This is a genomic window from Acinetobacter sp. AS23, from assembly GCF_023612055.1.
In the GTDB taxonomy this organism is placed as follows: Bacteria; Pseudomonadota; Gammaproteobacteria; order Pseudomonadales; family Moraxellaceae; genus Acinetobacter; species Acinetobacter oleivorans.
The window spans coordinates 453016-476255 of the sequence record NZ_CP082274.1 but is presented as its reverse complement, the minus strand read 5'-3'; the positions used below and the strand labels follow the sequence as shown (position 1 = coordinate 476255).

The 23240-nt window shown below is 40.8% G+C and carries 33 protein-coding genes and 1 pseudogene; 4 read left to right on the top strand and 30 right to left on the bottom strand.

Annotated features, from left to right (window positions below; translation table 11 throughout):
• Positions 1–91: 91 nt before the first annotated feature.
• The 3 genes from K6I41_RS02315 to K6I41_RS02305 are packed head-to-tail and all read left to right on the top strand — an operon-like array spanning position 92 to position 2833.
• Positions 92–2146, top strand: a complete 2055-nt coding sequence (locus K6I41_RS02315; protein ID WP_199945161.1) for a M3 family metallopeptidase — start codon at positions 92–94, stop codon at positions 2144–2146.
• 40 nt (positions 2147–2186) lie between these two features.
• Positions 2187–2396, top strand: a complete 210-nt coding sequence (locus K6I41_RS02310; RefSeq protein WP_004639498.1) for a YheV family putative zinc ribbon protein — start codon at positions 2187–2189, stop codon at positions 2394–2396.
• 11 nt (positions 2397–2407) lie between these two features.
• The gene (locus tag K6I41_RS02305; RefSeq protein WP_250375130.1) at positions 2408–2833 is read left to right on the top strand and encodes a hypothetical protein; all 426 of its coding nucleotides are present in this window, start codon (positions 2408–2410) and stop codon (positions 2831–2833) included.
• 160 nt (positions 2834–2993) lie between these two features.
• On the opposite strand, the gene K6I41_RS02300 is transcribed toward K6I41_RS02305, so the two are convergent.
• The 5 genes from K6I41_RS02300 to K6I41_RS02280 all read right to left on the bottom strand — a co-directional run bounded on the left by K6I41_RS02300 (position 2994) and on the right by K6I41_RS02280 (position 8537).
• Positions 2994–5189 carry a TRAP transporter large permease subunit gene (locus K6I41_RS02300; RefSeq protein WP_005301316.1) on the bottom strand — a complete coding sequence of 732 codons (2196 nt, stop codon included), beginning with the start codon at positions 5187–5189 and terminating at the stop codon, positions 2994–2996.
• A gap of 178 nt (positions 5190–5367) precedes the next feature.
• Entirely contained in the window at positions 5368–5943 is a 576-nt protein-coding gene (rrtA, locus tag K6I41_RS02295) for a rhombosortase (RefSeq protein ID WP_004789598.1), read from the bottom strand.
• An 83-nt stretch (positions 5944–6026) separates the two neighbouring features.
• Positions 6027–7115: a hypothetical protein gene (locus K6I41_RS02290; protein WP_013196784.1), complete on the bottom strand. Its 1089-nt coding sequence runs from the start codon at positions 7113–7115 to the stop codon at positions 6027–6029.
• 768 nt (positions 7116–7883) lie between these two features.
• Positions 7884–8273, bottom strand: a complete 390-nt coding sequence (locus K6I41_RS02285; RefSeq protein ID WP_250375129.1) for a hypothetical protein — start codon at positions 8271–8273, stop codon at positions 7884–7886.
• A gap of 6 nt (positions 8274–8279) precedes the next feature.
• The gene (locus K6I41_RS02280) at positions 8280–8537 is read right to left on the bottom strand and encodes an FAD assembly factor SdhE (RefSeq protein ID WP_005301304.1); all 258 of its coding nucleotides are present in this window, start codon (positions 8535–8537) and stop codon (positions 8280–8282) included.
• A gap of 189 nt (positions 8538–8726) precedes the next feature.
• Here K6I41_RS02280 and K6I41_RS02275 point away from each other — a divergent pair, with 189 nt between their 5' ends.
• Positions 8727–9899 carry an acyl-CoA dehydrogenase family protein gene (locus K6I41_RS02275; RefSeq protein WP_250375128.1) on the top strand — a complete coding sequence of 391 codons (1173 nt, stop codon included), beginning with the start codon at positions 8727–8729 and terminating at the stop codon, positions 9897–9899.
• 51 nt (positions 9900–9950) lie between these two features.
• Here the strand turns inward: K6I41_RS02275 and K6I41_RS02270 are convergent, their stop codons facing one another.
• From K6I41_RS02270 to rplB, 25 genes and pseudogenes are all read right to left on the bottom strand, one after another.
• A complete protein-coding gene (locus K6I41_RS02270) occupies positions 9951–11441 on the bottom strand; it encodes a flavin-containing monooxygenase (protein WP_250375127.1) in 1491 nt (496 codons plus the stop codon).
• A gap of 181 nt (positions 11442–11622) precedes the next feature.
• On the bottom strand, positions 11623–12000 hold the full coding sequence (rplQ, locus tag K6I41_RS02265; RefSeq protein ID WP_002049717.1) for a 50S ribosomal protein L17: 378 nt from the start codon (positions 11998–12000) through the stop codon (positions 11623–11625).
• 18 nt (positions 12001–12018) lie between these two features.
• The gene (locus K6I41_RS02260) at positions 12019–13026 is read right to left on the bottom strand and encodes a DNA-directed RNA polymerase subunit alpha (RefSeq protein ID WP_003653641.1); all 1008 of its coding nucleotides are present in this window, start codon (positions 13024–13026) and stop codon (positions 12019–12021) included.
• Between the two features lie 17 nt (positions 13027–13043).
• Positions 13044–13670, bottom strand: coding sequence for a 30S ribosomal protein S4 (gene rpsD, locus K6I41_RS02255; protein ID WP_005301294.1), 627 nt, complete (start codon positions 13668–13670; stop codon positions 13044–13046).
• Positions 13671–13682: 12 nt separating this feature from the next.
• Positions 13683–14069, bottom strand: coding sequence for a 30S ribosomal protein S11 (gene rpsK / locus K6I41_RS02250; RefSeq protein WP_001040166.1), 387 nt, complete (start codon positions 14067–14069; stop codon positions 13683–13685).
• 19 nt (positions 14070–14088) lie between these two features.
• Complete coding sequence (gene rpsM / locus K6I41_RS02245) at positions 14089–14445, bottom strand: 30S ribosomal protein S13 (protein ID WP_004789609.1); 357 nt, start codon at positions 14443–14445, stop codon at positions 14089–14091.
• Positions 14446–14550: 105 nt separating this feature from the next.
• On the bottom strand, positions 14551–14667 hold the full coding sequence (rpmJ, locus tag K6I41_RS02240; RefSeq protein WP_000867907.1) for a 50S ribosomal protein L36: 117 nt from the start codon (positions 14665–14667) through the stop codon (positions 14551–14553).
• Positions 14668–14687: 20 nt separating this feature from the next.
• Positions 14688–16007 (bottom strand): preprotein translocase subunit SecY, encoded by a 1320-nt coding sequence (gene secY / locus K6I41_RS02235; protein WP_250375743.1) that lies wholly within the window; start codon positions 16005–16007, stop codon positions 14688–14690.
• A 45-nt stretch (positions 16008–16052) separates the two neighbouring features.
• The gene (gene rplO, locus K6I41_RS02230; protein WP_004789613.1) at positions 16053–16493 is read right to left on the bottom strand and encodes a 50S ribosomal protein L15; all 441 of its coding nucleotides are present in this window, start codon (positions 16491–16493) and stop codon (positions 16053–16055) included.
• Positions 16494–16496: 3 nt separating this feature from the next.
• Positions 16497–16673 carry a 50S ribosomal protein L30 gene (gene rpmD, locus K6I41_RS02225; RefSeq protein ID WP_000849088.1) on the bottom strand — a complete coding sequence of 59 codons (177 nt, stop codon included), beginning with the start codon at positions 16671–16673 and terminating at the stop codon, positions 16497–16499.
• 6 nt (positions 16674–16679) lie between these two features.
• Entirely contained in the window at positions 16680–17177 is a 498-nt protein-coding gene (gene rpsE, locus K6I41_RS02220) for a 30S ribosomal protein S5 (RefSeq protein WP_003653653.1), read from the bottom strand.
• A 2-nt stretch (positions 17178–17179) separates the two neighbouring features.
• Positions 17180–17530, bottom strand: coding sequence for a 50S ribosomal protein L18 (gene rplR, locus K6I41_RS02215; protein WP_003653654.1), 351 nt, complete (start codon positions 17528–17530; stop codon positions 17180–17182).
• A gap of 14 nt (positions 17531–17544) precedes the next feature.
• Positions 17545–18078 (bottom strand): 50S ribosomal protein L6, encoded by a 534-nt coding sequence (gene rplF / locus K6I41_RS02210; RefSeq protein ID WP_005301272.1) that lies wholly within the window; start codon positions 18076–18078, stop codon positions 17545–17547.
• A 13-nt stretch (positions 18079–18091) separates the two neighbouring features.
• The gene (gene rpsH / locus K6I41_RS02205; protein ID WP_004789617.1) at positions 18092–18487 is read right to left on the bottom strand and encodes a 30S ribosomal protein S8; all 396 of its coding nucleotides are present in this window, start codon (positions 18485–18487) and stop codon (positions 18092–18094) included.
• 11 nt (positions 18488–18498) lie between these two features.
• Positions 18499–18804: a 30S ribosomal protein S14 gene (rpsN, locus tag K6I41_RS02200; protein WP_004789619.1), complete on the bottom strand. Its 306-nt coding sequence runs from the start codon at positions 18802–18804 to the stop codon at positions 18499–18501.
• A gap of 9 nt (positions 18805–18813) precedes the next feature.
• Entirely contained in the window at positions 18814–19350 is a 537-nt protein-coding gene (gene rplE / locus K6I41_RS02195; RefSeq protein ID WP_004789621.1) for a 50S ribosomal protein L5, read from the bottom strand.
• Positions 19351–19365: 15 nt separating this feature from the next.
• The gene (gene rplX / locus K6I41_RS02190) at positions 19366–19683 is read right to left on the bottom strand and encodes a 50S ribosomal protein L24 (RefSeq protein ID WP_002116820.1); all 318 of its coding nucleotides are present in this window, start codon (positions 19681–19683) and stop codon (positions 19366–19368) included.
• 9 nt (positions 19684–19692) lie between these two features.
• Complete coding sequence (rplN, locus tag K6I41_RS02185; protein ID WP_001982634.1) at positions 19693–20061, bottom strand: 50S ribosomal protein L14; 369 nt, start codon at positions 20059–20061, stop codon at positions 19693–19695.
• Positions 20062–20153: 92 nt separating this feature from the next.
• Complete coding sequence (rpsQ, locus tag K6I41_RS02180; protein ID WP_001291845.1) at positions 20154–20411, bottom strand: 30S ribosomal protein S17; 258 nt, start codon at positions 20409–20411, stop codon at positions 20154–20156.
• Positions 20408–20605, bottom strand: coding sequence for a 50S ribosomal protein L29 (gene rpmC, locus K6I41_RS02175; RefSeq protein WP_000849928.1), 198 nt, complete (start codon positions 20603–20605; stop codon positions 20408–20410). The genes rpsQ and rpmC overlap by 4 nt, the downstream gene beginning before the upstream one ends.
• Positions 20605–21018 carry a 50S ribosomal protein L16 gene (rplP, locus tag K6I41_RS02170; RefSeq protein WP_002049688.1) on the bottom strand — a complete coding sequence of 138 codons (414 nt, stop codon included), beginning with the start codon at positions 21016–21018 and terminating at the stop codon, positions 20605–20607. The genes rpmC and rplP overlap by 1 nt, the downstream gene beginning before the upstream one ends.
• A pseudogene (gene rpsC / locus K6I41_RS02165) lies at positions 20958–21774 on the bottom strand (30S ribosomal protein S3). The gene rplP and the pseudogene rpsC overlap by 61 nt, the downstream one beginning before the upstream one ends.
• A gap of 1 nt (position 21775) precedes the next feature.
• Positions 21776–22105, bottom strand: coding sequence for a 50S ribosomal protein L22 (rplV, locus tag K6I41_RS02160; protein WP_004639524.1), 330 nt, complete (start codon positions 22103–22105; stop codon positions 21776–21778).
• Positions 22106–22116: 11 nt separating this feature from the next.
• Positions 22117–22392: a 30S ribosomal protein S19 gene (gene rpsS / locus K6I41_RS02155; protein WP_001138119.1), complete on the bottom strand. Its 276-nt coding sequence runs from the start codon at positions 22390–22392 to the stop codon at positions 22117–22119.
• A 13-nt stretch (positions 22393–22405) separates the two neighbouring features.
• Positions 22406–23230 carry a 50S ribosomal protein L2 gene (gene rplB, locus K6I41_RS02150; RefSeq protein ID WP_005301260.1) on the bottom strand — a complete coding sequence of 275 codons (825 nt, stop codon included), beginning with the start codon at positions 23228–23230 and terminating at the stop codon, positions 22406–22408.
• Positions 23231–23240: the final 10 nt, after the last annotated feature.

Sequence of the window (23240 nt, the reverse complement as noted above, 5' to 3'; positions counted from 1 at the left end):
GGACTTATTTCTTTTTAAAAAGCTTATTTTGCACATTAAACTTGATTTCTGGCTTGAGAGGACCTACATCTAATAACATGTTTAAAAAATAATGTGGCTAACAGCAATGACTTTACAGCAAGCGACCTTACCAACCCCGCGTTTTGATGAAATTAAATTAGAAAATTTAAAACAAGACATCCAACAAGCGATTCAAGCAGGCCAAGAATTTTTAAATACACTTACCGCTGTACCTACCGATACCGCTCAACAACTTGCCGTACTTGAACAAGTCGATACACTTGAAAATAACCTCAGTGAATCATGGGGTGTTTTATCACATTTAAATGCGGTGATGAACAATGCTGAAACCAGAGAAGTCTATCAATCGTTATTACCAGCTTTGAGTGAATATTACACTCAACTTGGTCAACACACGGCGCTCTATCAAACTTATCAGCATATCCATGATGGTCAGGGTTATACGTCTCTTAGTCCAGCCCAACAAAGTGCTATTCGACTTGCTTTACGTGATTTTAAACTTTCTGGTGTGGCTTTAGAGGGTGAAGAGAAAAAACGCTATGCAGATATTTCTGCTCGCCTTTCACAGCTTTCTTCTGATTTTTCTAACCATGTACTTGATGCAACACAAGCATACTTTAAACCGCTTACAGAAACTGAGCTAAAAGGTCTTCCTGAAAGTAATGTTGAGTTATTAAAACAATACGGTAAACAACGTGAACTCGATCAAGCTGTAGCAACTCTAGATTTCCCAGCTTATTTTGCAATCATGACGTATGCAGATGACCGTGCTTTGCGTGAAGAGCTTTACAGAGCTTATGTCACTCGTGCATCTGATCAGTCTGAACAAACTGAGTTTGATAACAGCAAAATTATGGAAGAAATTTTAAGTCTTCGTCAGGAAATGGCGAAGTTACTTGGTTTCAATAACTACGCTGAATATTCTCTTGCAAGCAAAATGGCACCAGATGTAAAAACGGTACATGACTTTTTAGTTGATCTCGCTGAGCATGCTCGTGCCCCTGCTCTTCAAGAAGTTGCTGAACTTCAAGAGATTGCCAAACAAGATGGTGTTGACGAACTTAAACCTTGGGATAGTACTTACTATTCTGAAAAGCTCAAACAGCAACAATTCAACTTATCGCAAGAAGCATTAAAACCGTACTTCCCTGCACCTAAAGTCATTCAGGGTCTATTCCAGATCGTGCAGCGCTTATATGGTATTAGCATCATCGAAAGACAAGCACCAGTCTGGCATCCAGATGCACGTTATTTTGAATTAGAAGACCAAGGTCAAGTGATTGGTGGCTTCTTCTTTGACATCTATGCACGTACGGGTAAACGTGGCGGTGCGTGGATGAATGGTTTCCGCTCACGCATGCAAACTGTTCATGGTTTACAAAAACCAATTTGCTACATGGTGTGTAACTTCACGCCTCCAGTAGGTGATCAACCTGCTTTACTCACCCATGATGAAGTAATCACCTTATTCCATGAGTTTGGACATGGTTTACATCACATGCTAACCGAAGTAGATAATATTTCAGTTGCAGGAACTCATGGTGTTGCTTGGGATGCAGTAGAGCTACCAAGCCAGTTCATGGAATTCTGGTCATGGGATAAAGAAAGCCTAGATGTATTAAGTGAACACATCGATAGCAAACAAACTTTGCCACAAGAATTACTCGATGCTTTATTAAATGCGCGATTCTTCCAGTCTGGTATGCAAACTTTACGTCAGCTTGAATTTGCATTGTTTGATTTGACTATTCACACTAAAACACCTGCTTTAAATAGTGAGCAAATTCAGCAGACCTTAGATGATATTCGTAAGCAGTACGCAGTTGTTCCAGCTGTGGACTACAACCGCTTCCAGCATAGCTTCAGTCATATTTTTGCTGGTGGTTATGCGGCAGGTTATTACTCTTACAAATGGGCAGAAGTTTTAGCGAGTGATGCATTTGATCGTTTTGAACACGAAGGTATTTTCAACACTCAAACTGGTAAAGAATTCCGTCAGGCAATTTTAGCAGTGGGTGGTAAAGATACTGCACTTGAAGCATTTGTGAGTTTCCGTGGCCGTGAACCTAAAATTGATGCACTGTTACGTCATCAAGGTTGGACGAATGACAGTAAAACCGCTTAAACTATGGGCCTAAATTGATCGTGTGGTTAGGGTGATAAAGATGAAAAAACGTTTCATTGCTGGGGCTAAATGTCCAAAATGTGAAGCAACAGATCGGATTGTCATGCTAACCACCGCTGAAGACGAATGGATTGAATGTATCGAATGCGGTTATAGTGAAAATCGTCCGACTCATATTGATGAGCCTGAAGCACCCGCTGTACCTGATGAAGTTGGAGTAATACAGTTCAAGCCTCGTCGTCCTGACTAAAGGTCTTAGAGATGCCACTACAAAGAAAACAAAACTCAAAACTATTGTGGATTTTAATTGGGGGCTTAAGCATTCTTGTAGTGCTTTTTTTAGCTGCACAATGGTTTTTCAAAAAAACCGAGTCATCCGTACCAATGGTTGATCCTCAACCTGTTTCGACTCCCGCTCCTGCTAAAACTACTGATCCGTTACCAAGTTCAGAGCCCGTAGCAGAAGCTGCAAGTTCACAACAGCTTGTGAATGAAGATGTACTCAAACAGCCTGTACCAGCTCAAGAGTCTTTAGCAAAAGAAGAAGTGTCTAAACTCGATGACATCCATCGCCAGCTAAAAGATCAGGAAGCAACTTTAAAAGCTCAGCATGCTGATGCTGATCAATTAACCAAACTCAAAGAAGAACAAGTTAAGTTGCTTGAAGCTCAGCTCAAACAGCAATAGTTTTTCAATGGGAAATAAAAAAGCTAAAGATAGATAACTTTAGCTTTTTTATTTTAATTAATAACTCCAGCCATTCTTTTTCCTAAATTTATTGAATGCTCTTAATAAAAAAGCCCTCCATTTAGGAAGGCTTTTTATATAACTGATACTTTAATTTAAGTTAATGATACCAACCGAATAACTTAAATACATATGGCACATAAGTAACCAATACCAGTGATGAGAACAAGACAATAATTGGTAGCAACCAGCGCTCATAGCGGAAGTAGAAGCTTGTATATTTCTCTTTCGCTTCAGCATCAGCAGCGTTCACTTCATCATCTCCGACGGACAACCGCGTGAGTAGATGGTTCAAGGCAACTGGTGGAGTTACATAACCAAATTCGAATGCAACCAACACAATCATCCAGAAGTGAATTGGATGGATGCCATTTTCGTATGCTACAGGCGCAATGGTTGCAGCAACTAAAATTACAGCACCAAATGGATCTGTACACATACCAATAATAGCAAGTAACAGTGCAATACATGCTAGTGATATATAGATACTGCCTAAATGAGTCGGCAATAATTCAACCACTTCAGAACGTTCAATTAAACCACCAACACTTGCAGACAATGCCATCAGAATAATTAGTGCACCAATATGGCCTACAGTTTCTGAAGTTGCAAAACGAAGCGCTCCACCAAAACCAAGACGGAATTGAGAACTATGCGGATCATGCGCTCGAAGGAATGGTGATTTCTGTTCGTGTTCACGAACAATCGCCTCATGAATATTGATCGCAGGAGTTTCTTTTGTAGCGACCAATTTGTCATACAAAATCATTGCGATCAGAACTAATGGCAAAATTACTGGGGCAGTAAATTCATTCATTCCTGTGTCTAGCGCATATTTATAAATAGCAAGAACAACAGCAGTGATCAGAATGTATGGAATTACAGGTACAAAGGCACGCATCATGCCCGGAATCGCAACTTTTGGTGAATTTACACGGAACTTCTCTTCAGCCAAGAGTAATGAAACACCCAAGAAAATAAATGCTGTTAACCAAAATACATAGACACCATGGCCAAACAACTCATCGGACGTTACATGACGACTGTCAAGCATTGCAATTAAAACAACCAGTAGACATGGGCGTACTACCACACCTAAAGAACCAGACATTGCAGATACAGCCAATGCATATTGACGGCGAGCACCCGCATTCCAGACTTCTTTATAAATAATTGCACCTGCTGCAATAACGAAAATACCTGACGCGCCTGTATAAGCCGTCGGTACCGCAGCTGCAATTAGAATTAACCATGTTAAGGTTTCTGGTGCCAAATTCCATGGGCGAAGCACATTAAGGAACAAGTCCATAACGCGTGTTTGAGTTAAAAGCATACCTGCCCAAATAAACAAGGCAAGGTTTAAGAAAATACCTGAGAACTCAACCAATAAGCCAAGGTAAATCCCTTGCCCCATTGGATAATCCATAAAGAATGTGAATACTATGCCCGTAATCAAAGCCATGTAAGCATATAAAGGTACACTTAATAAGGCTAAACCAATATTACCGCCTTCACGTTTTGCTGGTGGTGAAAAAAATAGTTGATAAAGACTAATTAAAGTCAGAACAACGAATAGAATCATCCAAATCCAGTAAATAGTTACTGTTTCATAAGTAGGTGTCACACCAGAGTTAATGACTGAACGATACTGACTAATTACAGAGAAACTGAGTAACGCATTACCAATCACCATAAAGATTGAATAGACTTTGTAATCGATTTTTGTTGCTGGATTACGTAAGCCAATATGGTGAAATTTTAACGATGCAGTAATCGCAGAAATTAGAACCATAAAGATCAGTAAAATTGCGCGGTTTTCTGTACCAAATTTAAAAATACCAAAGAAACCAGTCTCGATGGCACGGTAAGTACGCACACCAGGGTTAGCTTCGATATATTTAATTGTCTTGTCATATGCCTGATATTTCTCGTCACATTGTTGCTGCGCTGCGAGAAGCGATGCACGGACATCACTTTCAGATGCGGCACCAAAGAAACTCGAAAAATCATCAGATGCATTCGCTTTCATTTGTTCTTTTACTTGTGCATCGATATTTGGATGTCGATCACAAGTTGGCTTTTCAGGTTCAGCACGCAAAAATGAATATTGCATGCCTATCGCAGGATCACCATAAAGACGTTCCCCGATACGTAATAATTGCCCGTGGATCATCTCCCCGGTACCAATGATTAGTGTCATTAATAGTAGAATGAGGATGACGAATGTTGAGATCCATTCGTTCCAGATATAACCCAACAGACCTAATCCAGATCTTTTTTCTTGATGTTCTTGCATAAATATTCCAATTTTGTTCTCTCAAAAACCTGAAAAACAGGAGCTTGAGTCATGCAATTTTCTTGGTCAGGGGTTAATTCCTTCCCCCTTCTACCAATCCCTTTATTCAACGATCAAATTTGCATCAAACTTTGTTAATAAAGAATGACTAAAATCACTTTTTTAACAGTTTGTATTGTCAATATTTCTTTTTTAATCTTTGAGCAAGCCAATAGCAGCCCCCAAAGATTGCTCCACCAATTGCTCCATATAAGTGAGCTTCAGTTAAGACTGGGCTCCCTATTAACTGGGCAGTTCCTGTTTGTCCAAAAGTATTTTCCCATATCAGTTTTGCAATAATTAATCCTAAGACCAGAAAAGCAAAATTCCGCTCTTTACGATATTGCAAGTAAACTAAAGCAACTGCTGTATATAGCCCATGTAAAACACCTGACAAACCAGCATATGCCTCGATATAAGGTAAATAAAAATAGAAGACCAAGCTAATGAACGGTGGCAACAGTAAAAGTAGACTTAAAAGATGCCACGCTTTGGTGTGCGGAAAGATAAACGGTAAACAGGCGAAAGCCATCATGTTTAAAAGGAAATGAATCCACCCTACGTGTACCCAATGTGCAGTCCATAAACGCCAGAATTCACCAAGTAAACTTTCCCGCCAATAAATAAAAGTATCAGGAAATACTTGTAGACATGCAGATATGGAAATGCACACTGCGACCAAAAGCACTTTATTATTCAGTACATGATCTTTCATGGCACACTCCTTGAAATTAAACTTCTTACAATTATTGTAGAACTTAACAATAGACTCGCAAGAAGTTAGTCTTTCAAATATGTTTACTGTGCTGCTGGTGGAGCAGATGAATCTGCAGGAGCTTCTGATGCGGCTCCGCCATCAAATAACTCATCTAGCTCTGCTGCACCTTCGTTCTTATCATCCCAGAAATGTGACATACCATCATCTCCAGTACGCACACCAGTATGCTCAGTCCAGTAACGGTCAGAAATACCGCGTACAATCAGACCTGCCATACTATCGATTAACTTAAAGTTCGGATTAACAGGCTTATCATCAGCTTGAGAGGCAGCATAGGATCTTAATGCATCACGAATTTTTGCATCATCACCACTTGCTTGAGCAGCTACCGCATATAACGCATGAGATAAGCGAACACCTTTTTGCTCACCAATTTGCACTGATTGCTTTAATGTTTGGTATGGATCAGGTTTACCTTCATCTGCCCCAGGTAATAAAGTCCAGATAACAGCACGCGTTGCGTTAGGTGCTCCCCAGAATTTTTCATTATCGAGACAGACCATGCCACGCTCTACAATAGCAGCGATATCTTTTGGAACATTGACTGCACCACCAGAGTTAATATCATTGGTCACAGCCTGAAGGCCACTAATCATTCCAAGTAAATAAACTGTTTGATCAGTGTCACTACGCATCGTTGGACAAGAATCACCTAAATGGTATTTATATTTAGATTCCCAACGATCAGCGAACAACTTATAGCCTGTATATTGACGCTCAGCAGCAATTGCTGCCCAACGCTTTTGTGCAATACGTGCATCTTGAGCTTCAGTTACTTGCCCTGCTTTTGATGCACGCAAATAACGTAATTCCTGTTCTAATGCTTGATTTTCAGCACATACACCTGAAGCTGCATACATTAATACCGCAACACGCGTTGGATCTGCACCCATACCTTTAGTAGACATGATTGCTGGTGTTAAGGCACTACCAGTATTACAAACCATTTCAGCATCTTGCATTGCCAGAATAGGCGGAACGACGTGCTTTTCCGTAAAACCTAAAGCAACATTTGCTCCGGTTTTCACGACGTATGAACAACCTGATAAAACTGAAGCTGCAAGAAAACTCATCGCCAAACCTTGGCTTATTTTTTGGACTTTAGACATCTTCCTGTCCTCTATGTAATTTGTTTTTTCCTTTTCAGATGTACATTAGCAGATGCATATCTTGAATAAAAGAGTAATTACTCTAATTGTAGCGCTTATACTTTGACACACTTCATAGCAGATAAAATTGACAGTTTTTCTGGGAAACAGAAATTTTAGGCAAAAAAAAGTAGCATTGCGACGGTTCAGCACATGCTACTTATTAACTGAGATAAGCTTTTAACGGCTTATATTATTTTTGTTCTATATAATCCTTAAGTAAAGTTCCTGCTCTTCCTACTACCACAGCCATAACTACTGCAATTAACAGAAACATCCACATTGAAATCTCCATGAGAGACCTCCTTACTACAATCGCACCCAGTTATAAACTGGACACTTGATGAAATTAATCGACTAACCAATTTAATAATTGACTGATCGACGACCTTGCATCCTCTGTCTCTTAACTTTGTTAAAATTAACTTTGTTAAGATGTTCCCTGAGTAAAGTTCCTGCTCTTCCTATCACCACTGCCAGAATGATGGCAATGACCAAGAACGACCATGTTGGCATCTCCATTTTGAGACCTCCGACACACTTTACGTTGGTGTTTGTACTTTAACCGATCAAATAGATACCCATAGGTGAAATTGTCAGACAATTGTATTTCCTTAGCTTTTTTCTATATTTTAATTAGACAATCCTGAGCACAAGCAAAAAAATAAAGATTAAATCATTGTTTTTTATAATTTTAAATAAATATACAAATGTAGAATTGTCTAACAATTAATGAAGTTTCTGTAGGACTTTTAACTTTTTCCAATACCGCAAAGGAAGTTGATCAAACCAGATTATGACTACTTTCACAGGTACTCTCTCAAAATAAACAACCATAAATAGCTGATAATCAATTATTTTATTAATTTCTACACGGTGAATCACTTTTTTAGGAAGATAAACAACTGACCAAGATTTTTGATCTAAATATGCAATTTGAGAAATTCGTGATTGTTTTAAAAACAATAGAAAGCTAATAGATAAAAGGATCAGACTAAATAGCCACCACATAGGTGGTAACAATTGATAAAATAGGATTGCTAAACACAAGCCAATAAAAAGCTGAAATATTATCGAGAAACGACTATATTTCAGCTCAAAATTCAATTCTTTTATCAAAACAGTTTAGCCATGTACGTACTGTTTTAATTTATAAATAAATTCACGTAACTCTGTGCGTGGAGGTTCAGAAACTTCCATGAACCAATCTAGCAAATCTGGATCTTCTTGTTCGACTAATTCTGCAAATAAGGCCTTCTCTGCCGGATCCGCAGTTAGATAATAGTTTTTTACATAAGGGTCAAAATAGACGTCAATTTCTTTTAAGCCGCGGCGTGCTCGATAAATTACTTTACGTTCTTCCAAGGTCATTTCATCAGACATTTATTTCCCCATCTGCGTTGATAGTGCGCCTAGTTTACCTGATCACATTGCAAAGATCGCTAAAAATATCAAATTGACCAAATTTATCATCTTGTACTCATAATTGAGCATTCATCACATTGTTCGCCATGAAATGCTTCCGTATGTTTAAGGAAATAACATCACACCTGAACCAAGGAAGAAATACAAATGCAATCTGGTGCCATCCGTCCTATTCCAAATATGTTACCGAGAAAACTATTTAACGAAGAGCATGAAGCTTTCCGCGAGACAGTACGTAAATTCTATGAAAAGGAAGTCGTTCCCAATATTGAAAAATATGAAAAACAGCAACATGTTGATCGAGATCTTTGGAATAAGGCTGGAGAATTAGGTCTTCTTTGCACCACAATGCCAGAGCAATATGGTGGGTCTGGAGTAGACCGTTTGTACAGTATGATCTTAATTGAAGAGCAAGCTTATGCTATGGACTCTAGTACGGGCTTTTCTTTGCATTCAGATATTGTTGCCAATTACGTAAATAACTTTGGTAATGAAGAACAAAAACAAAAGTGGTTACCAAAAATGGCAACCGGAGAAGTGGTCACGGCTATTGCCATGACTGAGCCTGGTACTGGTTCTGATTTACAAGCAGTGAGAACCACAGCTGTACTTGATGGTGATGATTACGTCATTAATGGTTCTAAAATTTTCATTACCAATGGCTACTTATGTGACATGGTCATAGTCGTTTGTAAAACGGGTAATAACGACAAAGGTTCAGCAAACTTATCACTTATTATTGTTGAAGCAGACAGAGCTGGTTTTAGCAAAGGTAAGCCTCTTAATAAAATTGGAATGAAAGGCCAAGATACGTGCGAATTATTTTTTGATAACGTTCGTGTTCCTAAAGAAAATCTTTTAGGTATGGAAGGCATGGGCTTTATCATGCTCATGAAAGAATTGGCTTGGGAACGAATGCTAGTCGCTATTATTTGTCAGGCAGGCGCTGAAGCTGCATTTGCACATACTGTCCAATATACAAAAGACCGTAAAGCATTTGGCAAACCTGTTAGTGCATTTCAAAATACGCGTTTTAAACTTGCTGAATTGAGAACAGAAATAGATTTCTGCCGTACTTATTTAGATCGTTGTATGGAATTACAACTTGAAGAAAAATTGAGTGTGGAAGCTGCTGCAGCTGCTAAATATCAAATTTCAGACATGTTTTCAAAAGTTGTAGATGATTGTCTTCAATTACATGGTGGTTATGGTTACATGCTTGAATATCCAATTGCGCGTGCCTACATAGATCACCGAGCAAATCGAATTTATGCAGGTACCAATGAAATTATGAAAGAATTAATCTCTAGAACACTTTAATAAATTCAATATAAAAGGGGCATTACGCCCCTTTTATTTATCTAATATCTATTAAGATACTAGTTTTGGCTTACGCTCATTTGTTTCTGAACGTTTATGAAAATGTAGAACACCATCTTCAAATTTTGAATTTTTTAGCGACTTTCTATCTTCTAAATAGTTATTAGTGACTTGCCATGGAGCATGCTTACCTTGTTTTGGAAGTTCATGTGCCGCACGACTGATATAACCTGAAGATAATTTACCCATTACAGTATCTTCTTCCATTTCAGTCTTATCACCAGACGGAACTACTTCATCATAACTATTTTTGTCCATATAGTTTAACAAGCGACAAATATATTCCGCAGCGATATCGACCTTAAGCGTCCATGATGCATTTACATAGCCAATAATCATGGCCATATTTGGCACATCACTCAACATCACGCCATTATAAAGCATATGTTCAGATGAATTAAGAGCTTTACCATCAATAGTAGCCTTAACCCCACCCATAATTTGAACTTGCAAGCCAGTTGCAGAAATCACAATATCCGCATCAAGATGTTTACCAGATTTAAGTAAAATACCTTTTTCAGTAAATTTCTCAACTTGATCTGTTTCTACACTCGCTTTACCTTCACGCAAAATCTTAAATAAGTCACCATCAGGTACCACACATAGACGTTGATCCCAAGGATTGTATGAAGGTGTAAAATGCTTCATATCAACTTTACCCTTTAACTGCACTTCAATTGCTTTTAAGAGTAAACGACGTACAGTCTTTGGATGTTTTTGAGACAATGCATAAATAGCGCGCTGCATACCAATATTACGCGCACGGGTAAATTTATACGCCGCTTCTTCAGACATAAATTTACGCGTTTTTTCATAAATAAAGTCGATAGACGGTACACTAGCAATATACGTTGGTGAACGCTGCAACATCGTTACATGACCAGCCCCACCTTTCGCCATTGCCGGTACTAAAGTAATCGCTGTTGCGCCACTACCAATAATAACGACCTTTTTACCTGTGTAATCTAAATTTTCAGGCCAATGCTGCGGGTGAATGAGTTGCCCTTTAAATGCTTCTTGATTTGGGAAAGAGGGCGCATATCCTTGATCATAATTATAGTAACCAGTACACCCTACAACAAAATTAGCAATCCAAGTCTGTTGTTTTTTCTTGCTATCTTCAATTACAACCTGCCATTTCTTTGATTCAGAATCATAATTAGCAGAAAGTACACGATGACCAAAGTGAATTTTTTCTTTTAATTTATATTCATCAATAACTTCACCTAGATATCCTTTAATAGAAGCACCATCAGCTAATACATTCGCTTTGCACCACGGCTTAAAATTGAAACCAAATGTAGACATATCCGAGTCTGAGCGAATACCTGGATAACGGAAAAGATCCCATGTTCCACCAAAAGATTCACGACGCTCTAAAATTTCAAATTGGCGTTGTGGAGAATTTTTTGATAAATGGGCAGCAACTCCAATTCCTGAGATACCTGCGCCAATGATTAAAATATCAACTTGCTTTTCCATTTTATTTTTATACCCATTGTTGAGAATATAAGTTTATTAAAGCACAATTTTGACAATACACAATGTCAAGTTTGACCGTTTATCCGTTTTTTTATGTCACTTGAGGACATTTTTATAATTTTAGTAATTATCAAAAATAAAAAAGACCGGTATAAAACCGGTCTTTTTTGAATAAAATCAATTATTCAGCTGAAGTATTCACTTCACGATCTACTAGCTCAACGTAAGCCATCGGTGCTGCATCACCAGCACGGAAGCCCGCTTTAAGAACACGTAGATAACCGCCGTTACGTTCTTTGTAACGAGGGCCGAGTACGGTAAATAATTTACCTACAGTTGCAGCATTACGAGTACGAGCAAATGCTAAACGACGATTTGCTACAGTATCGTTTTTTGCTAGAGTGATTAAAGGCTCAGCAACACGACGTAATTCTTTAGCTTTAGGAACAGTTGTTTTGATCAACTCATGTTCAAATAAAGAATTAGCCAAGTTTTGGAACATCGCTTTACGATGGCTGCTTGTACGGCCTAATTTCACACCACTATTACGATGACGCATGGTGATAGTCCTACTTAATTAACGGCTACGATAGGCAAAACGGTCGTCCATACGAAGACTAGCTGGTGGCCAGTTTTCAAGACGCATACCGAGTTGTAAGCCTTTCGATGCCAAAACATCTTTGATCTCTGTTAACGATTTTTTACCAAGGTTAGGAGTTTTTAACAACTCAACTTCAGTACGTTGAACAAGATCACCAATGTAGTAAATATTTTCTGCTTTCAAACAGTTAGCAGAACGAACAGTAAGCTCTAGATCATCTACTGGGCGAAGCAAGATTGGGTCAACTTCTTCACGAGGCTCTTGAGCAACTGGAGTTTGGTCTTTCTGAAGATCAACAAAAATTGCAATTTGTTGTTGCAAGATTGTTGCCGCTTTGCGGATTGCTTCTTCAGGATCAACCGTACCATTTGTCTCGAGGTCGATTACCAGTTTATCTAAATCGGTACGTTGTTCTACACGCGCATTTTCAACGGTGTAAGAAACACGCTTAATCGGGCTATAAGAAGCATCTAATTGCAAACGACCAACAGGACGTGTTTCACCTTCAGGGAAACGAGAATCAGATGTTTCATAACCACGACCTTGAGCAACCTTCAAGCGCATTTTTAATGAGCCTGAAGCACTCAAAGTACCGATCAAATGTTCTGGGTTAACCACTTCAACATTATGAGGTAAACGAAGGTCAGCAGCAGTAATTTCGCCAGGACCTTGTTTCTCTAATGTTAAATATGCTTCATTTTGATCGAACAGCTTAATAGACAATCCTTTTAGGTTCAGCAAGAGCTCGACGATGTCCTGCTGCAAGCCTTCTAAAGTACTGTACTCGTGCTCGACACCTTCTATCTCTACTTCAACCACAGCAGCGCCAGGTAAAGAAGACAATAGAATGCGACGTAAAGCATTACCTAGAGTATGGCCAAAACCACGCTCTAAAGGTTCTAGAATCACTTTTGCCGAGGTCCCGCTAACCGCTTCGACCTTGATCGCTTGCGGAGTTAGAAACTCGTTTGCAGTACGCGTCATTATTGCTACCTCAAGGATTATTTAGAATACAATTCTACAATCAAGCTTTCATTGATTTCAGCAGGTAAATCAGCACGATCTGGTGCAGCTTTAAACGTACCTTCAAGCTTAGAATGATCAACATCGATCCAAGCTGGAATACCACGTTGTGCAGCTAACTCAATCGCGTTTTTAATACGCAATTGTTGTTTAGCACCTTCGTGAACCGCAATTACATCACCAGCTTTAACTTGAATAGATGCGATGTTTACACGACGACCATTCAAAGTAATGCTACGGTGACTTACTAACTGACGAGCTTCTGCACGTGTAGAACCAAAACCCATGCGATAAACAACGTTATCAAGACGGCTTTCAAGCAATTTCAACAAGTTCTCACCTGTTGCGCCTTTAACACGAGCTGCTTCTTTATAGTAGTTACTAAATTGACGTTCTAACACACCGTAAATACGACGGACTTTTTGTTTTTCACGTAATTGTAGTGAATACTCAGATTGCTTACCACCGCGTGCCTGACCATGTTGACCAGGTGCTTTGTTAGCTTTTTTAGTTTTGACGTCAAAAGGTTTAACGCCAGATTTAAGTTGCAGGTCTGTCCCTTCGCGGCGAGAGAGTTTGCATTTTGGACCAATATAACGAGCCATGAATGTTTCTCCTTACACGCGACGTTTTTTAGGTGGACGGCAACCGTTGTGAGGAATTGGCGTCACATCGGTAATGCTGTTAATTTTATAACCCACTGCGCCTAATGCACGAACCGCAGACTCACGACCTGGACCAGGACCTTTTACAAGGACATCCAGATTTTTCAAACCGTAATCTAAAGCTGCTTTACCAGCAACTTCAGCAGCTACCTGAGCAGCAAACGGAGTTGATTTACGTGAACCACGGAAGCCTTGTCCACCAGAGGTGGCCCAAGCCAATGCATTACCTTGACGATCAGTAATCGTAACAATGGTGTTATTAAAAGACGCGTGAATGTGTGCAACACCTTCAGAGACGGTACGAGTGACCTTCTTGCGTGTGCGAGTATCTTTAGCCATCTTTTAGCTTCCAGAAATCTTACTTTTTAATCGGTTTGCGCGGACCTTTACGGGTACGTGCGTTAGTTTTGGTGCGTTGACCACGGACAGGCAAGCTGCGACGATGGCGAAGGCCGCGATAGCAACCCAAATCCATTAAACGTTTAATGTTCATGGAAATTTCGCGACGCAAGTCACCTTCGGTAGGAACCTTAGCAACTTCTGCACGAATCGCATCAAGCTGAGCATCGTCCAACTCACGGATCTTAGTAGTTTCAGTAATACCAACTGTAGCTAAGATATTCTTAGCAGTATGGCGACCGACACCAAAGATGTAAGTGAGGGAGATAACAGCATGCTTGTTATCCGGAATGTTTACACCGGCAATACGAGCCATTCACTTTCTCCAAAAAGGCAGTAGAGATAATCAACCGCCCCACAAAATCTTGAGGGGCGGATATTAACCCAATTCGCCTACTGAAATCAACAGGTCTTGATTAGATTAACCTTGACGCTGCTTATGACGAGGTTCTGCGCTACAAATTACGCGAATAACCCCATTACGACGGATAACTTTACAGCTACCACAAATTTTCTTTACAGAAGCTTGTACTTTCATGATGAAACCTCTAAGTGCGCTTATCCCTTAGGATGAGCAGTCGTTTTTCTCATTAATGTTTGATTATCATATTGATGAGATGTTAAGTGCGCTTGTAGCTGAGCCATAAAGTCCATAACAACGACAACTACGATTAGTAATGATGTACCACCCAAAGAGAATGGGATTCCAAAAGAACTTTGTAGAATCATTGGCATTAAACAAATGACCGTAATATAAATCGCACCAATAAACGTCAAACGATTAAGAATATGATCTAAGTAACGAGCAGTTTGCTCACCTGGGCGAATACCAGGCACATAAGCTCCGCTGCGTTTTAGATTTTCTGATACTTCCTTAGGGCTAAATACTAAAGCCGTATAAAAGTAACAGAAAAAGATAATTAACGCACCAAAGAGCACCAAATACAAAGGCTGTCCAGGCGACAATACTAAAGCTAAATCTTGTAAGCCACGCTTAATTAATCCAGCATTTGCATCTGCACTTCCTACCCATTGACCAAGACTCGCTGGGAACAATAGTAAAGAACTTGCAAAAATCGCAGGAATCACACCAGCCATATTAATTTTTAATGGCAAATGTGTCTGCTGTGCTGTAAATATACGACGACCTTGTTGCTTTTGTGCATAATTGACTGGAATACGACGTTGTGCTTTTTCAATAAACACAATGGCAGCCAGCACACCTACAGACAAAAGACCAAAGATCACAAGACCAATTAAGCTTGTCTGACCATTATCTACTGATGAAACTGATTGCATAATTAATTTAGGCAAACCAGAAACAATACCAGCAAAAATAATCATTGAGATACCGTTACCAATACCTCTTTCAGTGATTTGTTCACCTAGCCACATTAAGAACATAGTTCCAGCGACAAGTGAAGTAACTGCTGGTATATAAAACTCAAGACCAACTGACAGAGTAATACCCTGACCAATCAAACCTGCGCACATACCAACTGCCTGAACCACTGCAAGCAACAATGTACCCTGACGCGTATATTGATTAATTTTACGCTTACCTTGCTCACCTTCCTTTTTCAAGGCTTCTAGTGAAGGAATTACCGTAGACATTAACTGCACAATAATTGATGCAGAAATGTAAGGCATAATTCCTAAAGCAAGAATAGACATTCGCTCTAAAGCACCGCCAGAAAACATATTGAATAGCCCAAGAATAGTTCCTTGGTTCGCATGAAATAAATTTTCTAACGCAGCATTATTAATGCCTGGTACTGGAATATGCGCTCCTAGTCGAAAGACCAGCAATGCACCGATTAGAAAACTCATCCGGCGAATAATTTCACGATATTTCACGTGAAATGGCTGACCTTTCATCATGTTGACATGACCTGAAGAACTAGGAGACATAGACACTCGAGATTACTCCTCGACTTTGCCGCCAGCTGCTTCAATTGCAGCTTTAGCGCCTTTAGTCAATGCAACACCTTGAACAGTGAATGCACGAGTGATTTCACCAGAAAGTACGATACGAGCACGAACTTGGTCACGACGAACAACATTCGCAGCTTTCAAAGTTTCTAGGCTAACGATGTCGCCTTCAACTTTGCTTAACTCAGATAAACGTACTTCAGCAGTTTTTAAAGCGATTTGGCTAGTGAAACCGAATTTAGGTAAACGACGATAAATCGCTGTTTGACCGCCTTCAAAGCCTGGACGAACGCCACCACTTTTACGTGATTTTTGACCTTTGACACCACGGCCACCAGTCTTACCAACGCCAGAACCGATACCACGGCCTAAACGACGGTTTTCACGTTTTGCACCTTCCGCAGGCGCAAGCTCATTTAAACGCAGAGTCATGGCTTATTCCTCTACACTAACCATATAGTAGACTTTGTTGATCATACCGCGGTTAGAAGGCGTATCTTGCACTTCTACAGTATGACCAATACGACGCAGACCTAAACCTTGTAAGCAAAGCTTGTGATTTTTCAAGCGATGTGAAGAAGATTTAGTCTGGGTAACTTTAATCGTTTTCATGATTGATTACCCTTGAATTTCTGCTACTGATTTACCACGTTTCGCAGCGACTTTCTCAGGAGAAGTCATATCACGCAAACCTTTGAAAGTTGCGTTTACTACGTTTGCAGCATTAGTAGAACCATAACATTTAGCAAGTACGTTATGCACGCCCGCAGCTTCTAGAACGGCACGCATTGCACCACCAGCGATTACGCCAGTACCTTCAGAAGCAGGTTGCATGTATACACGGCTTGCGCCATGACGAGCATTCACAGGGTGTTGTAAAGTAGTACCTGCAAGGTCTACAGTAATCATGTTGCGACGTGCAGCTTCAAGAGCTTTAGAAATAGCAGCTGGAACTTCACGTGCTTTACCACGACCAAAACCAACACGACCATTACCATCACCCACAACAGTTAATGCTGTGAAAGAGAAGATACGACCGCCCTTAACAACTTTGGCTACACGATCAACGGCAACCAGCTTTTCAACAAGACCTTCGTTTTGTTCAACTTTAGCCATGATTAGAACTCCAAGCCGTTTTCACGAGCAGCATCAGCCAAGGCTTTGATACGACCATGATATTTAAAACCAGAACGGTCAAATGCAACTTTAGTTACACCAGCTGCTTTCGCGCGTTCTGCGATTAAAGCACCTACTTTAGTAGCCGCGTCTACATTACCTGTAGTACCGCTACGTAAAGATGCATCCAAAGTTGAAGCTTGCGCTAAAACTTTGCCACCATCTGCTGAAATAACTTGAGCATAGATGTGACGCGGAGTGCGGTTTACACACAAACGAGTCGCACCCAATGCACGGATGTGCAAGCGTGTGCTTTTCGCACGACGCAAACGGGTTTGTTTCTTTTCGTTCATAAGAACCTCGCGCCTTATTTCTTCTTAGCTTCTTTACGAAGAATGACTTCATCCGAATAGCGAACACCTTTACCTTTATATGGTTCAGGAGCACGATACGCACGGATTTCTGCCGCTACTTGACCTAACAACTGCTTGTTTGCTGATTTCAAAATGATTTCAGTTGCAGTTGGAGTTTCCGCTGTTACACTTTCAGGTAAAGCGTAGTCAATTGGGTGTGAGTAACCAAGGTTAAGGTTTACAACAGTACCCTTAACCGCAGCTTTATAACCAACACCAACTAGCTGCAACTTACGTTCGAAGCCTTCACTAACCCCTTTTACAAGGTTATTCAATACAGCGCGAGCAGTACCAGCTTGCATCCAAGCATCTTTCGATTCTTTAACTGGAGCAAGTTGAAGTTTACCTTCTTCCTGTTTTAGCTCGACCAGCGCATGCAGGTTGAAAGACAACGTACCTTTGCTGCCTTTCACTTCGACCTGCCGGCCGTTCTGAGTAACTGTTACACCATTCGGTACAGTTACTGGGGCTTTAGCCACACGAGACATGAGGAATCACCTATTAAGAAACAAAAGCAATAACTTCACCACCAACGCCCGCAGCACGTGCAGCGCGATCAGTCATGATGCCTTTGCTTGTAGAAACAATTGCAATACCTAAACCTTGCTTAACGCTTGGAAGTTTATCTTTACCACGGTATTGGCGAAGACCTGGACGGCTTACGCGCTTAACCATTTCGATAACTGGTTTGCCTTCGAAATATTTTAAAGTAATTGTCAAAGTAGATTTTGTCTCTTCTTGAGCAACTTCTACGTTTGAAACATAACCTTCTTGTTGAAGTACGTTTGCAATTGCAACTTTCAACTTAGAAGAAGGCATAGAAACAGTCTGTTTCTTAGCCATTTGTGCGTTACGAACACGTGTTAGCATGTCGGCAACGGTATCTTGCATACTCATTTAGTCGCTCCTTACCAGCTTGCCTTAACAACGCCTGGTACATCACCCTGCATTACTGTGTCACGTAATTTGTTACGGCTTAAACCGAACTTACGGAAGTAACCATGAGGACGACCAGTTAAACCACAACGGTTACGAAGACGTACCGGAGATGCATTACGTGGCAACGCTTGTAACTTTAACATCGCTTCGAAACGTTCTTCTTCACTTGCATTTACGTTTGCAATCGTAGCTTTTAATTCAGCACGTTTTGCAGCGTATTTAGCAACTGTTTTTTCGCGTTTCAATTCGCGATTAACCATACCTTTCTTAGCCATATCGACCTCTTATTTGAACGGGAAGCCGAATGCACGCATAAGCGCACGGCCTTCGTCATCGGTGCGAGCAGTCGTAGTAATAGTAATATCCATACCACGAATACGATCAATCTTATCGAAATCGATTTCAGGGAAAACGATTTGCTCTTTCAAACCCATTGAGTAGTTACCACGACCATCAAATGATTTCGAAGAGAAACCACGGAAGTCACGGATACGAGGGATTGCGATTGAGATCAAACGGTCCAAGAATTCGTACATTTGGTCGCCACGTAAAGTAACTTTACAACCAATCGGCCAACCGTCACGGATTTTAAAACCAGCGATAGATTTGCGAGCAAGTGTAATTACTGGTTTTTGACCAGCAATTAATTGCATGTCGACTACAGCGCCATCTAATAATTTCTTATCAGTTGCAGCTGCGCCTACACCCATGTTCAGGGTAATTTTTGTGATGCGTGGAATTTCCATCACGTTCTTAATGCTAAGTTCTTCTTTTAACTTTGCTTTAAGTTCATCATTGTAACGTGCTTTAAGTCTGGCCATTGCCTTTTCAACCTATTACTTCGCTACCGCCACTGATTCACCATTTGATTTATAAACGCGAGTTTTCACGCCATCAATCACTTGGTAACCAACACGGTCAGCCTTCTGGGTTGTAGCATTTAAAATTGCCACGTTTGAAATATGAAGCGAAGCTTCTTGAGTAACGATACCGCCTTCAGCGCCAGTTACACGATTCGGCTTTTGATGCTTCTTCACTAAGTTAAGGCCTTCAACCTTAACGCGGTCTTCAGAAACAGACAATACAGTACCCTGTTTGCCTTTTTCTTTACCTGCGATCACGATAACTTGATCGCCTTTTTTAATCTTAGCCATGATTGCCTCTTATAGAACTTCAGGAGCCAATGAAATGATTTTCATGAACTGTTCAGTACGAAGTTCACGAGTCACTGGTCCGAAGATACGAGTAGCAATCGGAGCTTTGTTGTTGTTCAGAATAACTGCAGCATTATCATCAAAACGGATCACAGAACCATCTGGACGACGAATGCCGAATTTAGTACGAACTACAACCGCATTCATCACGTCACCTTTTTTAACACGTGCGCGTGGGATTGCTTCTTTTACAGTAACTTTAATAATGTCGCCAACAGAAGCATAACGACGATGTGAACCACCAAGTACTTTAATACATTGTACGCGGCGAGCACCACTGTTGTCTGCTACGTCGAGCATAGTTTCGGTTTGAATCATTGCCCTACTCCAAAACCGAGCATCACCGGTCACAATTTCGAAAGGCTCAAAGAGTACTCGAAATTGACCGATGATGCAACAAGAACGTCGAATTACTCAGCAGCTGCTTCAACTACTTCCACTAAAGTCCAAGCTTTAGTTTTAGAAATTGGGCGGCTTTCTTTGATTGTCACAACATCACCAATTTTAGCGACATTGTTCTCATCATGAGCGTGTAACTTAGTTGAACGGCGAATTGACTTGCCATACAACGGGTGTTGAACGCGGCGTTCAATAAGAACAACAATAGATTTATCCATTTTGTCACTTACGACTTTGCCGGTTAACGTGCGGACTGTTTTTTCACTCATTGTCCGTTCCCCTGTTTTTCGGTAAGGAGTGTCTTAATACGAGCAATTGTCTTACGAGCAACTTGCACTTCGTGCGATTTACCCAACTGACCAGTTGCTTTCGCCATACGAAGACGGAATTGGTTAAGCTGTTGCTCATCAAGCAAAGCTTTCAACTCTTCTACCGACTTTTCACGTAAATCTTTAGTTTTCATTACATTACCGTCCGAGTCACGATAGTGGTTTTAAACGGAAGTTTAGCAGCAGCTAAAGCAAATGCTTCACGCGCTAATTCTTCGTTCACACCTTCAATTTCGTACAGGATCTTACCTGGTTGGATCTGGCAAACCCAGTACTCCACGCTACCCTTACCTTTACCCATACGCACTTCAAGAGGCTTTTGAGTAATTGGCTTATCCGGGAATACGCGAATAAAGATTTTACCACCACGCTTAATACGGCGGCTAATAGTACGACGTGCAGCTTCAATCTGACGCGCAGTCATACGACCACGTTCAGTTGCTTTGATTGCAATCGAACCAAATGATACTGTACTACCACGATGCGCTAGACCAGTATTACGGCCTTTGTGCACCTTACGGAATTTGGTACGTTTAGGTTGCAACATGGATTATTCTCCCTTGTCAGCAGCACGGTCACCGCGACGACCACGACGCTCTTGACCTTCACCACGACCACGACCACGTTTAGCTGGACGATCTTCAGCAGGAGCAGGGTTCATGACTTGTTTCATGCCACCTAAAATCTCGCCACGGAAAATCCAAACTTTAACACCAATCGTACCGTAAGTTGTTTCTGCACGCATAGTTGCATAATCAATGTCTGCACGTAATGTATGCAAAGGTACACGACCTTCACGATACCATTCAGTACGAGCAATCTCTGCACCACCTAAACGGCCAGACACTTCAACTTTGATACCTTTAGCACCAGCACGCATAGTGTTTTGAACCGCACGCTTCATAGCACGACGGAACATTACACGCTTTTCTAATTGAGAAGCAATTGCTTCAGCAACTAAACGCGCATCTAAGTCTGGGCGATCAATTTCATTGATACTTACTTGCGCAGGAACACCCATAATGCTGGTAAGTTCGCGCTGTAATTTCTCAATATCTTCGCCTTTTTTACCGATTACGATACCAGGACGAGCTGTGCTAATTGTTACTTTAGCAGCGCCTGATGGACGTTCGATAAGAATGTTGCTGATCATCGCATTCTTAAGTTTTTTAGTTAAAAACTCACGAACTTGAAGATCTTTAAGCAAGTATTCAGCGTATTGTTTCGGACTCGCATACCAGTTAGCGTTATGACGTTTCACAACACCTAGGCGGATACCGATTGGATGAACCTTCTGACCCATATCAAACCCCTACCTTAACGGTGATGTGACAAGTACGCTTCGTAATACGATCTGCACGGCCTTTAGCACGTGGCATAATACGTTTAAGGCTAACACCTTCATCAACGTAAATCGTAGAAACTTTAAGATCGTCAACATCTAAACTGTTATTGTGTTCAGCGTTTGCAATCGCAGATTCCAATGCTTTTTTTACTAAAACAGCAGCTTTTTTATTGCTGAAGTTTAAGATATTCAAAGCATGCGCAACAGATTTGCCGCGAATAAGATCTGCAACCAAACGTGCCTTTTGTGCCGAGATAGCGGCACCGCGTAATTTAGCAGTTACTTCCATCATGACACCTATTAACGTTTAGACTTCTTGTCAACACCGTGACCACGATAGGTACGAGTTGGCGCGAATTCACCGAGTTTATGACCAACCATATGCTCAGTAACAATTACTGGAACGTGATTACGACCATTATGAACAGAAATTGTTAGACCAACAAAATCTGGAAGGATCATCGAACGACGAGACCAAGTTTTAATCGGCTTGCGAGAGTTACTAGCAACAGCCGCTTCAACCTTAGCGAACAAGTGCGCATCGACGAATGGGCCTTTTTTCAGAGAACGAGGCATTAGTCAGATTCCTTTACTTGACGCGACGGTCGCGAATAATCATCTTAGTCGTACGCTTATTGGTACGTGTCTTGTACCCTTTAGCTTTTTGACCCCATGGGCTTACAGGTTGAATACCTTTGTTACGCCCTTCACCACCACCGTGCGGGTGATCAACTGGGTTCATCGCCATACCACGTACGGTAGGACGAACACCACGCCAGCGCGAAGCACCAGCTTTACCCAATGAACGAAGGTTGTTTTCTTGGTTAGAAACTTCACCAATTACAGCGCGGCATTCAACATGAATTTTACGCATTTCGCCTGAACGAAGACGAACAATCGCGTAAGAACCATCACGACCCAACAACTGAACAGAAGCACCAGCAGAACGCGCTAATTGCGCACCCTTACCAATTTTAAGTTCAACGTTATGAAGTGTAGAACCGATAGGCATGTTACGAAGTGGCAAGCAGTTACCTGGACGAATTGGAGCATCGTTACCAGATTGTACTTTATCGCCAGCACGTAAGCCTTTAGGAGCAATGATATAACGACGCTCACCATCAGCATATTTCAACAAAGCAATATGTGCTGTACGGTTAGGATCGTATTCAATGCGCTCTACAACAGCTGGGATGCTGTCTTTATTACGCTTAAAGTCAACGATACGATAGTGTTGCTTATGACCACCACCAACGTGACGAGTTGTAATGTGACCGTTATTATTACGACCACCAGTACGTTTTTTTGCTTCAACCAACGGTGAGTAAGGCGCGCCTTTGTGAAGGTGGTCATGAACCACTTTCTCTACAAAGCGACGTCCTGGAGACGTTGGCTTACATTTTTGAATCGGCATAATTTTCGTC

Bases quoted from the DNA above. Each gene is read 5' to 3' on its own strand.
- rpsH (WP_004789617.1), bottom strand. From the start codon at position 18,487: ATGAGTATGCAAGATACCGTTGCCGACATGCTAACACGTGTTCGTAAC.
- K6I41_RS02280 (WP_005301304.1), bottom strand. From the start codon at position 8,537: ATGTCTGATGAAATGACCTTGGAAGAACGTAAAGTAATTTATCGAGCA.
- rplR (WP_003653654.1), bottom strand. From the start codon at position 17,530: ATGAACGAAAAGAAACAAACCCGTTTGCGTCGTGCGAAAAGCACACGC.
- rpsE (WP_003653653.1), bottom strand. From the start codon at position 17,177: ATGGCTAAAGTTGAACAAAACGAAGGTCTTGTTGAAAAGCTGGTTGCC.
- K6I41_RS02260 (WP_003653641.1), bottom strand. From the start codon at position 13,026: ATGACGCGTACTGCAAACGAGTTTCTAACTCCGCAAGCGATCAAGGTC.
- rpmC (WP_000849928.1), bottom strand. From the start codon at position 20,605: ATGAAAACTAAAGATTTACGTGAAAAGTCGGTAGAAGAGTTGAAAGCT.
- rpsD (WP_005301294.1), bottom strand. From the start codon at position 13,670: ATGGCTCGTTATATTGGTCCAAAATGCAAACTCTCTCGCCGCGAAGGG.
- rplV (WP_004639524.1), bottom strand. From the start codon at position 22,105: ATGGAAGTAACTGCTAAATTACGCGGTGCCGCTATCTCGGCACAAAAG.
- rpsQ (WP_001291845.1), bottom strand. From the start codon at position 20,411: ATGAGTGAAAAAACAGTCCGCACGTTAACCGGCAAAGTCGTAAGTGAC.
- rplX (WP_002116820.1), bottom strand. From the start codon at position 19,683: ATGGCTAAGATTAAAAAAGGCGATCAAGTTATCGTGATCGCAGGTAAA.
- K6I41_RS02270 (WP_250375127.1), bottom strand. From the start codon at position 11,441: ATGGAAAAGCAAGTTGATATTTTAATCATTGGCGCAGGTATCTCAGGA.
- K6I41_RS02300 (WP_005301316.1), bottom strand. From the start codon at position 5,189: ATGCAAGAACATCAAGAAAAAAGATCTGGATTAGGTCTGTTGGGTTAT.
- rpmD (WP_000849088.1), bottom strand. From the start codon at position 16,673: ATGAAAACGATTAAAGTTACCCAGACTAAATCTTCTTCACATCGCTTG.
- rpsS (WP_001138119.1), bottom strand. From the start codon at position 22,392: ATGCCTCGTTCTCTGAAAAAAGGCCCATTCGTCGATGCGCACTTGTTC.
- K6I41_RS02315 (WP_199945161.1), top strand. From the start codon at position 92: ATGTGGCTAACAGCAATGACTTTACAGCAAGCGACCTTACCAACCCCG.
- rplO (WP_004789613.1), bottom strand. From the start codon at position 16,493: ATGACTCTGCGTTTAAATGAGCTTGCGCCTGCGGAAGGTGCAAAACGT.
- K6I41_RS02305 (WP_250375130.1), top strand. From the start codon at position 2,408: ATGCCACTACAAAGAAAACAAAACTCAAAACTATTGTGGATTTTAATT.
- K6I41_RS02275 (WP_250375128.1), top strand. From the start codon at position 8,727: ATGCAATCTGGTGCCATCCGTCCTATTCCAAATATGTTACCGAGAAAA.
- rplP (WP_002049688.1), bottom strand. From the start codon at position 21,018: ATGTTGCAACCTAAACGTACCAAATTCCGTAAGGTGCACAAAGGCCGT.
- rpmJ (WP_000867907.1), bottom strand. From the start codon at position 14,667: ATGAAAGTACAAGCTTCTGTAAAGAAAATTTGTGGTAGCTGTAAAGTT.
- rplF (WP_005301272.1), bottom strand. From the start codon at position 18,078: ATGTCTCGTGTGGCTAAAGCCCCAGTAACTGTACCGAATGGTGTAACA.
- rpsM (WP_004789609.1), bottom strand. From the start codon at position 14,445: ATGGCTCGTATTGCCGGTGTAAACATTCCGGATAACAAGCATGCTGTT.
- rplQ (WP_002049717.1), bottom strand. From the start codon at position 12,000: ATGCGTCATCGTAATAGTGGTGTGAAATTAGGCCGTACAAGCAGCCAT.
- rrtA (WP_004789598.1), bottom strand. From the start codon at position 5,943: ATGAAAGATCATGTACTGAATAATAAAGTGCTTTTGGTCGCAGTGTGC.
- rplN (WP_001982634.1), bottom strand. From the start codon at position 20,061: ATGATTCAAACCGAAACTATGCTCGACGTAGCAGACAACAGTGGTGCT.
- rplB (WP_005301260.1), bottom strand. From the start codon at position 23,230: ATGCCGATTCAAAAATGTAAGCCAACGTCTCCAGGACGTCGCTTTGTA.
- K6I41_RS02290 (WP_013196784.1), bottom strand. From the start codon at position 7,115: ATGTCTAAAGTCCAAAAAATAAGCCAAGGTTTGGCGATGAGTTTTCTT.
- rplE (WP_004789621.1), bottom strand. From the start codon at position 19,350: ATGGCCAGACTTAAAGCACGTTACAATGATGAACTTAAAGCAAAGTTA.
- secY (WP_250375743.1), bottom strand. From the start codon at position 16,007: ATGAAAGGTCAGCCATTTCACGTGAAATATCGTGAAATTATTCGCCGG.
- rpsN (WP_004789619.1), bottom strand. From the start codon at position 18,804: ATGGCTAAGAAAGGTATGGTTAATCGCGAATTGAAACGCGAAAAAACA.
- K6I41_RS02310 (WP_004639498.1), top strand. From the start codon at position 2,187: ATGAAAAAACGTTTCATTGCTGGGGCTAAATGTCCAAAATGTGAAGCA.
- rpsK (WP_001040166.1), bottom strand. From the start codon at position 14,069: ATGGCTAAAGATACTCGCACACGCAAGAAGGTCACTCGTACCGTCTCT.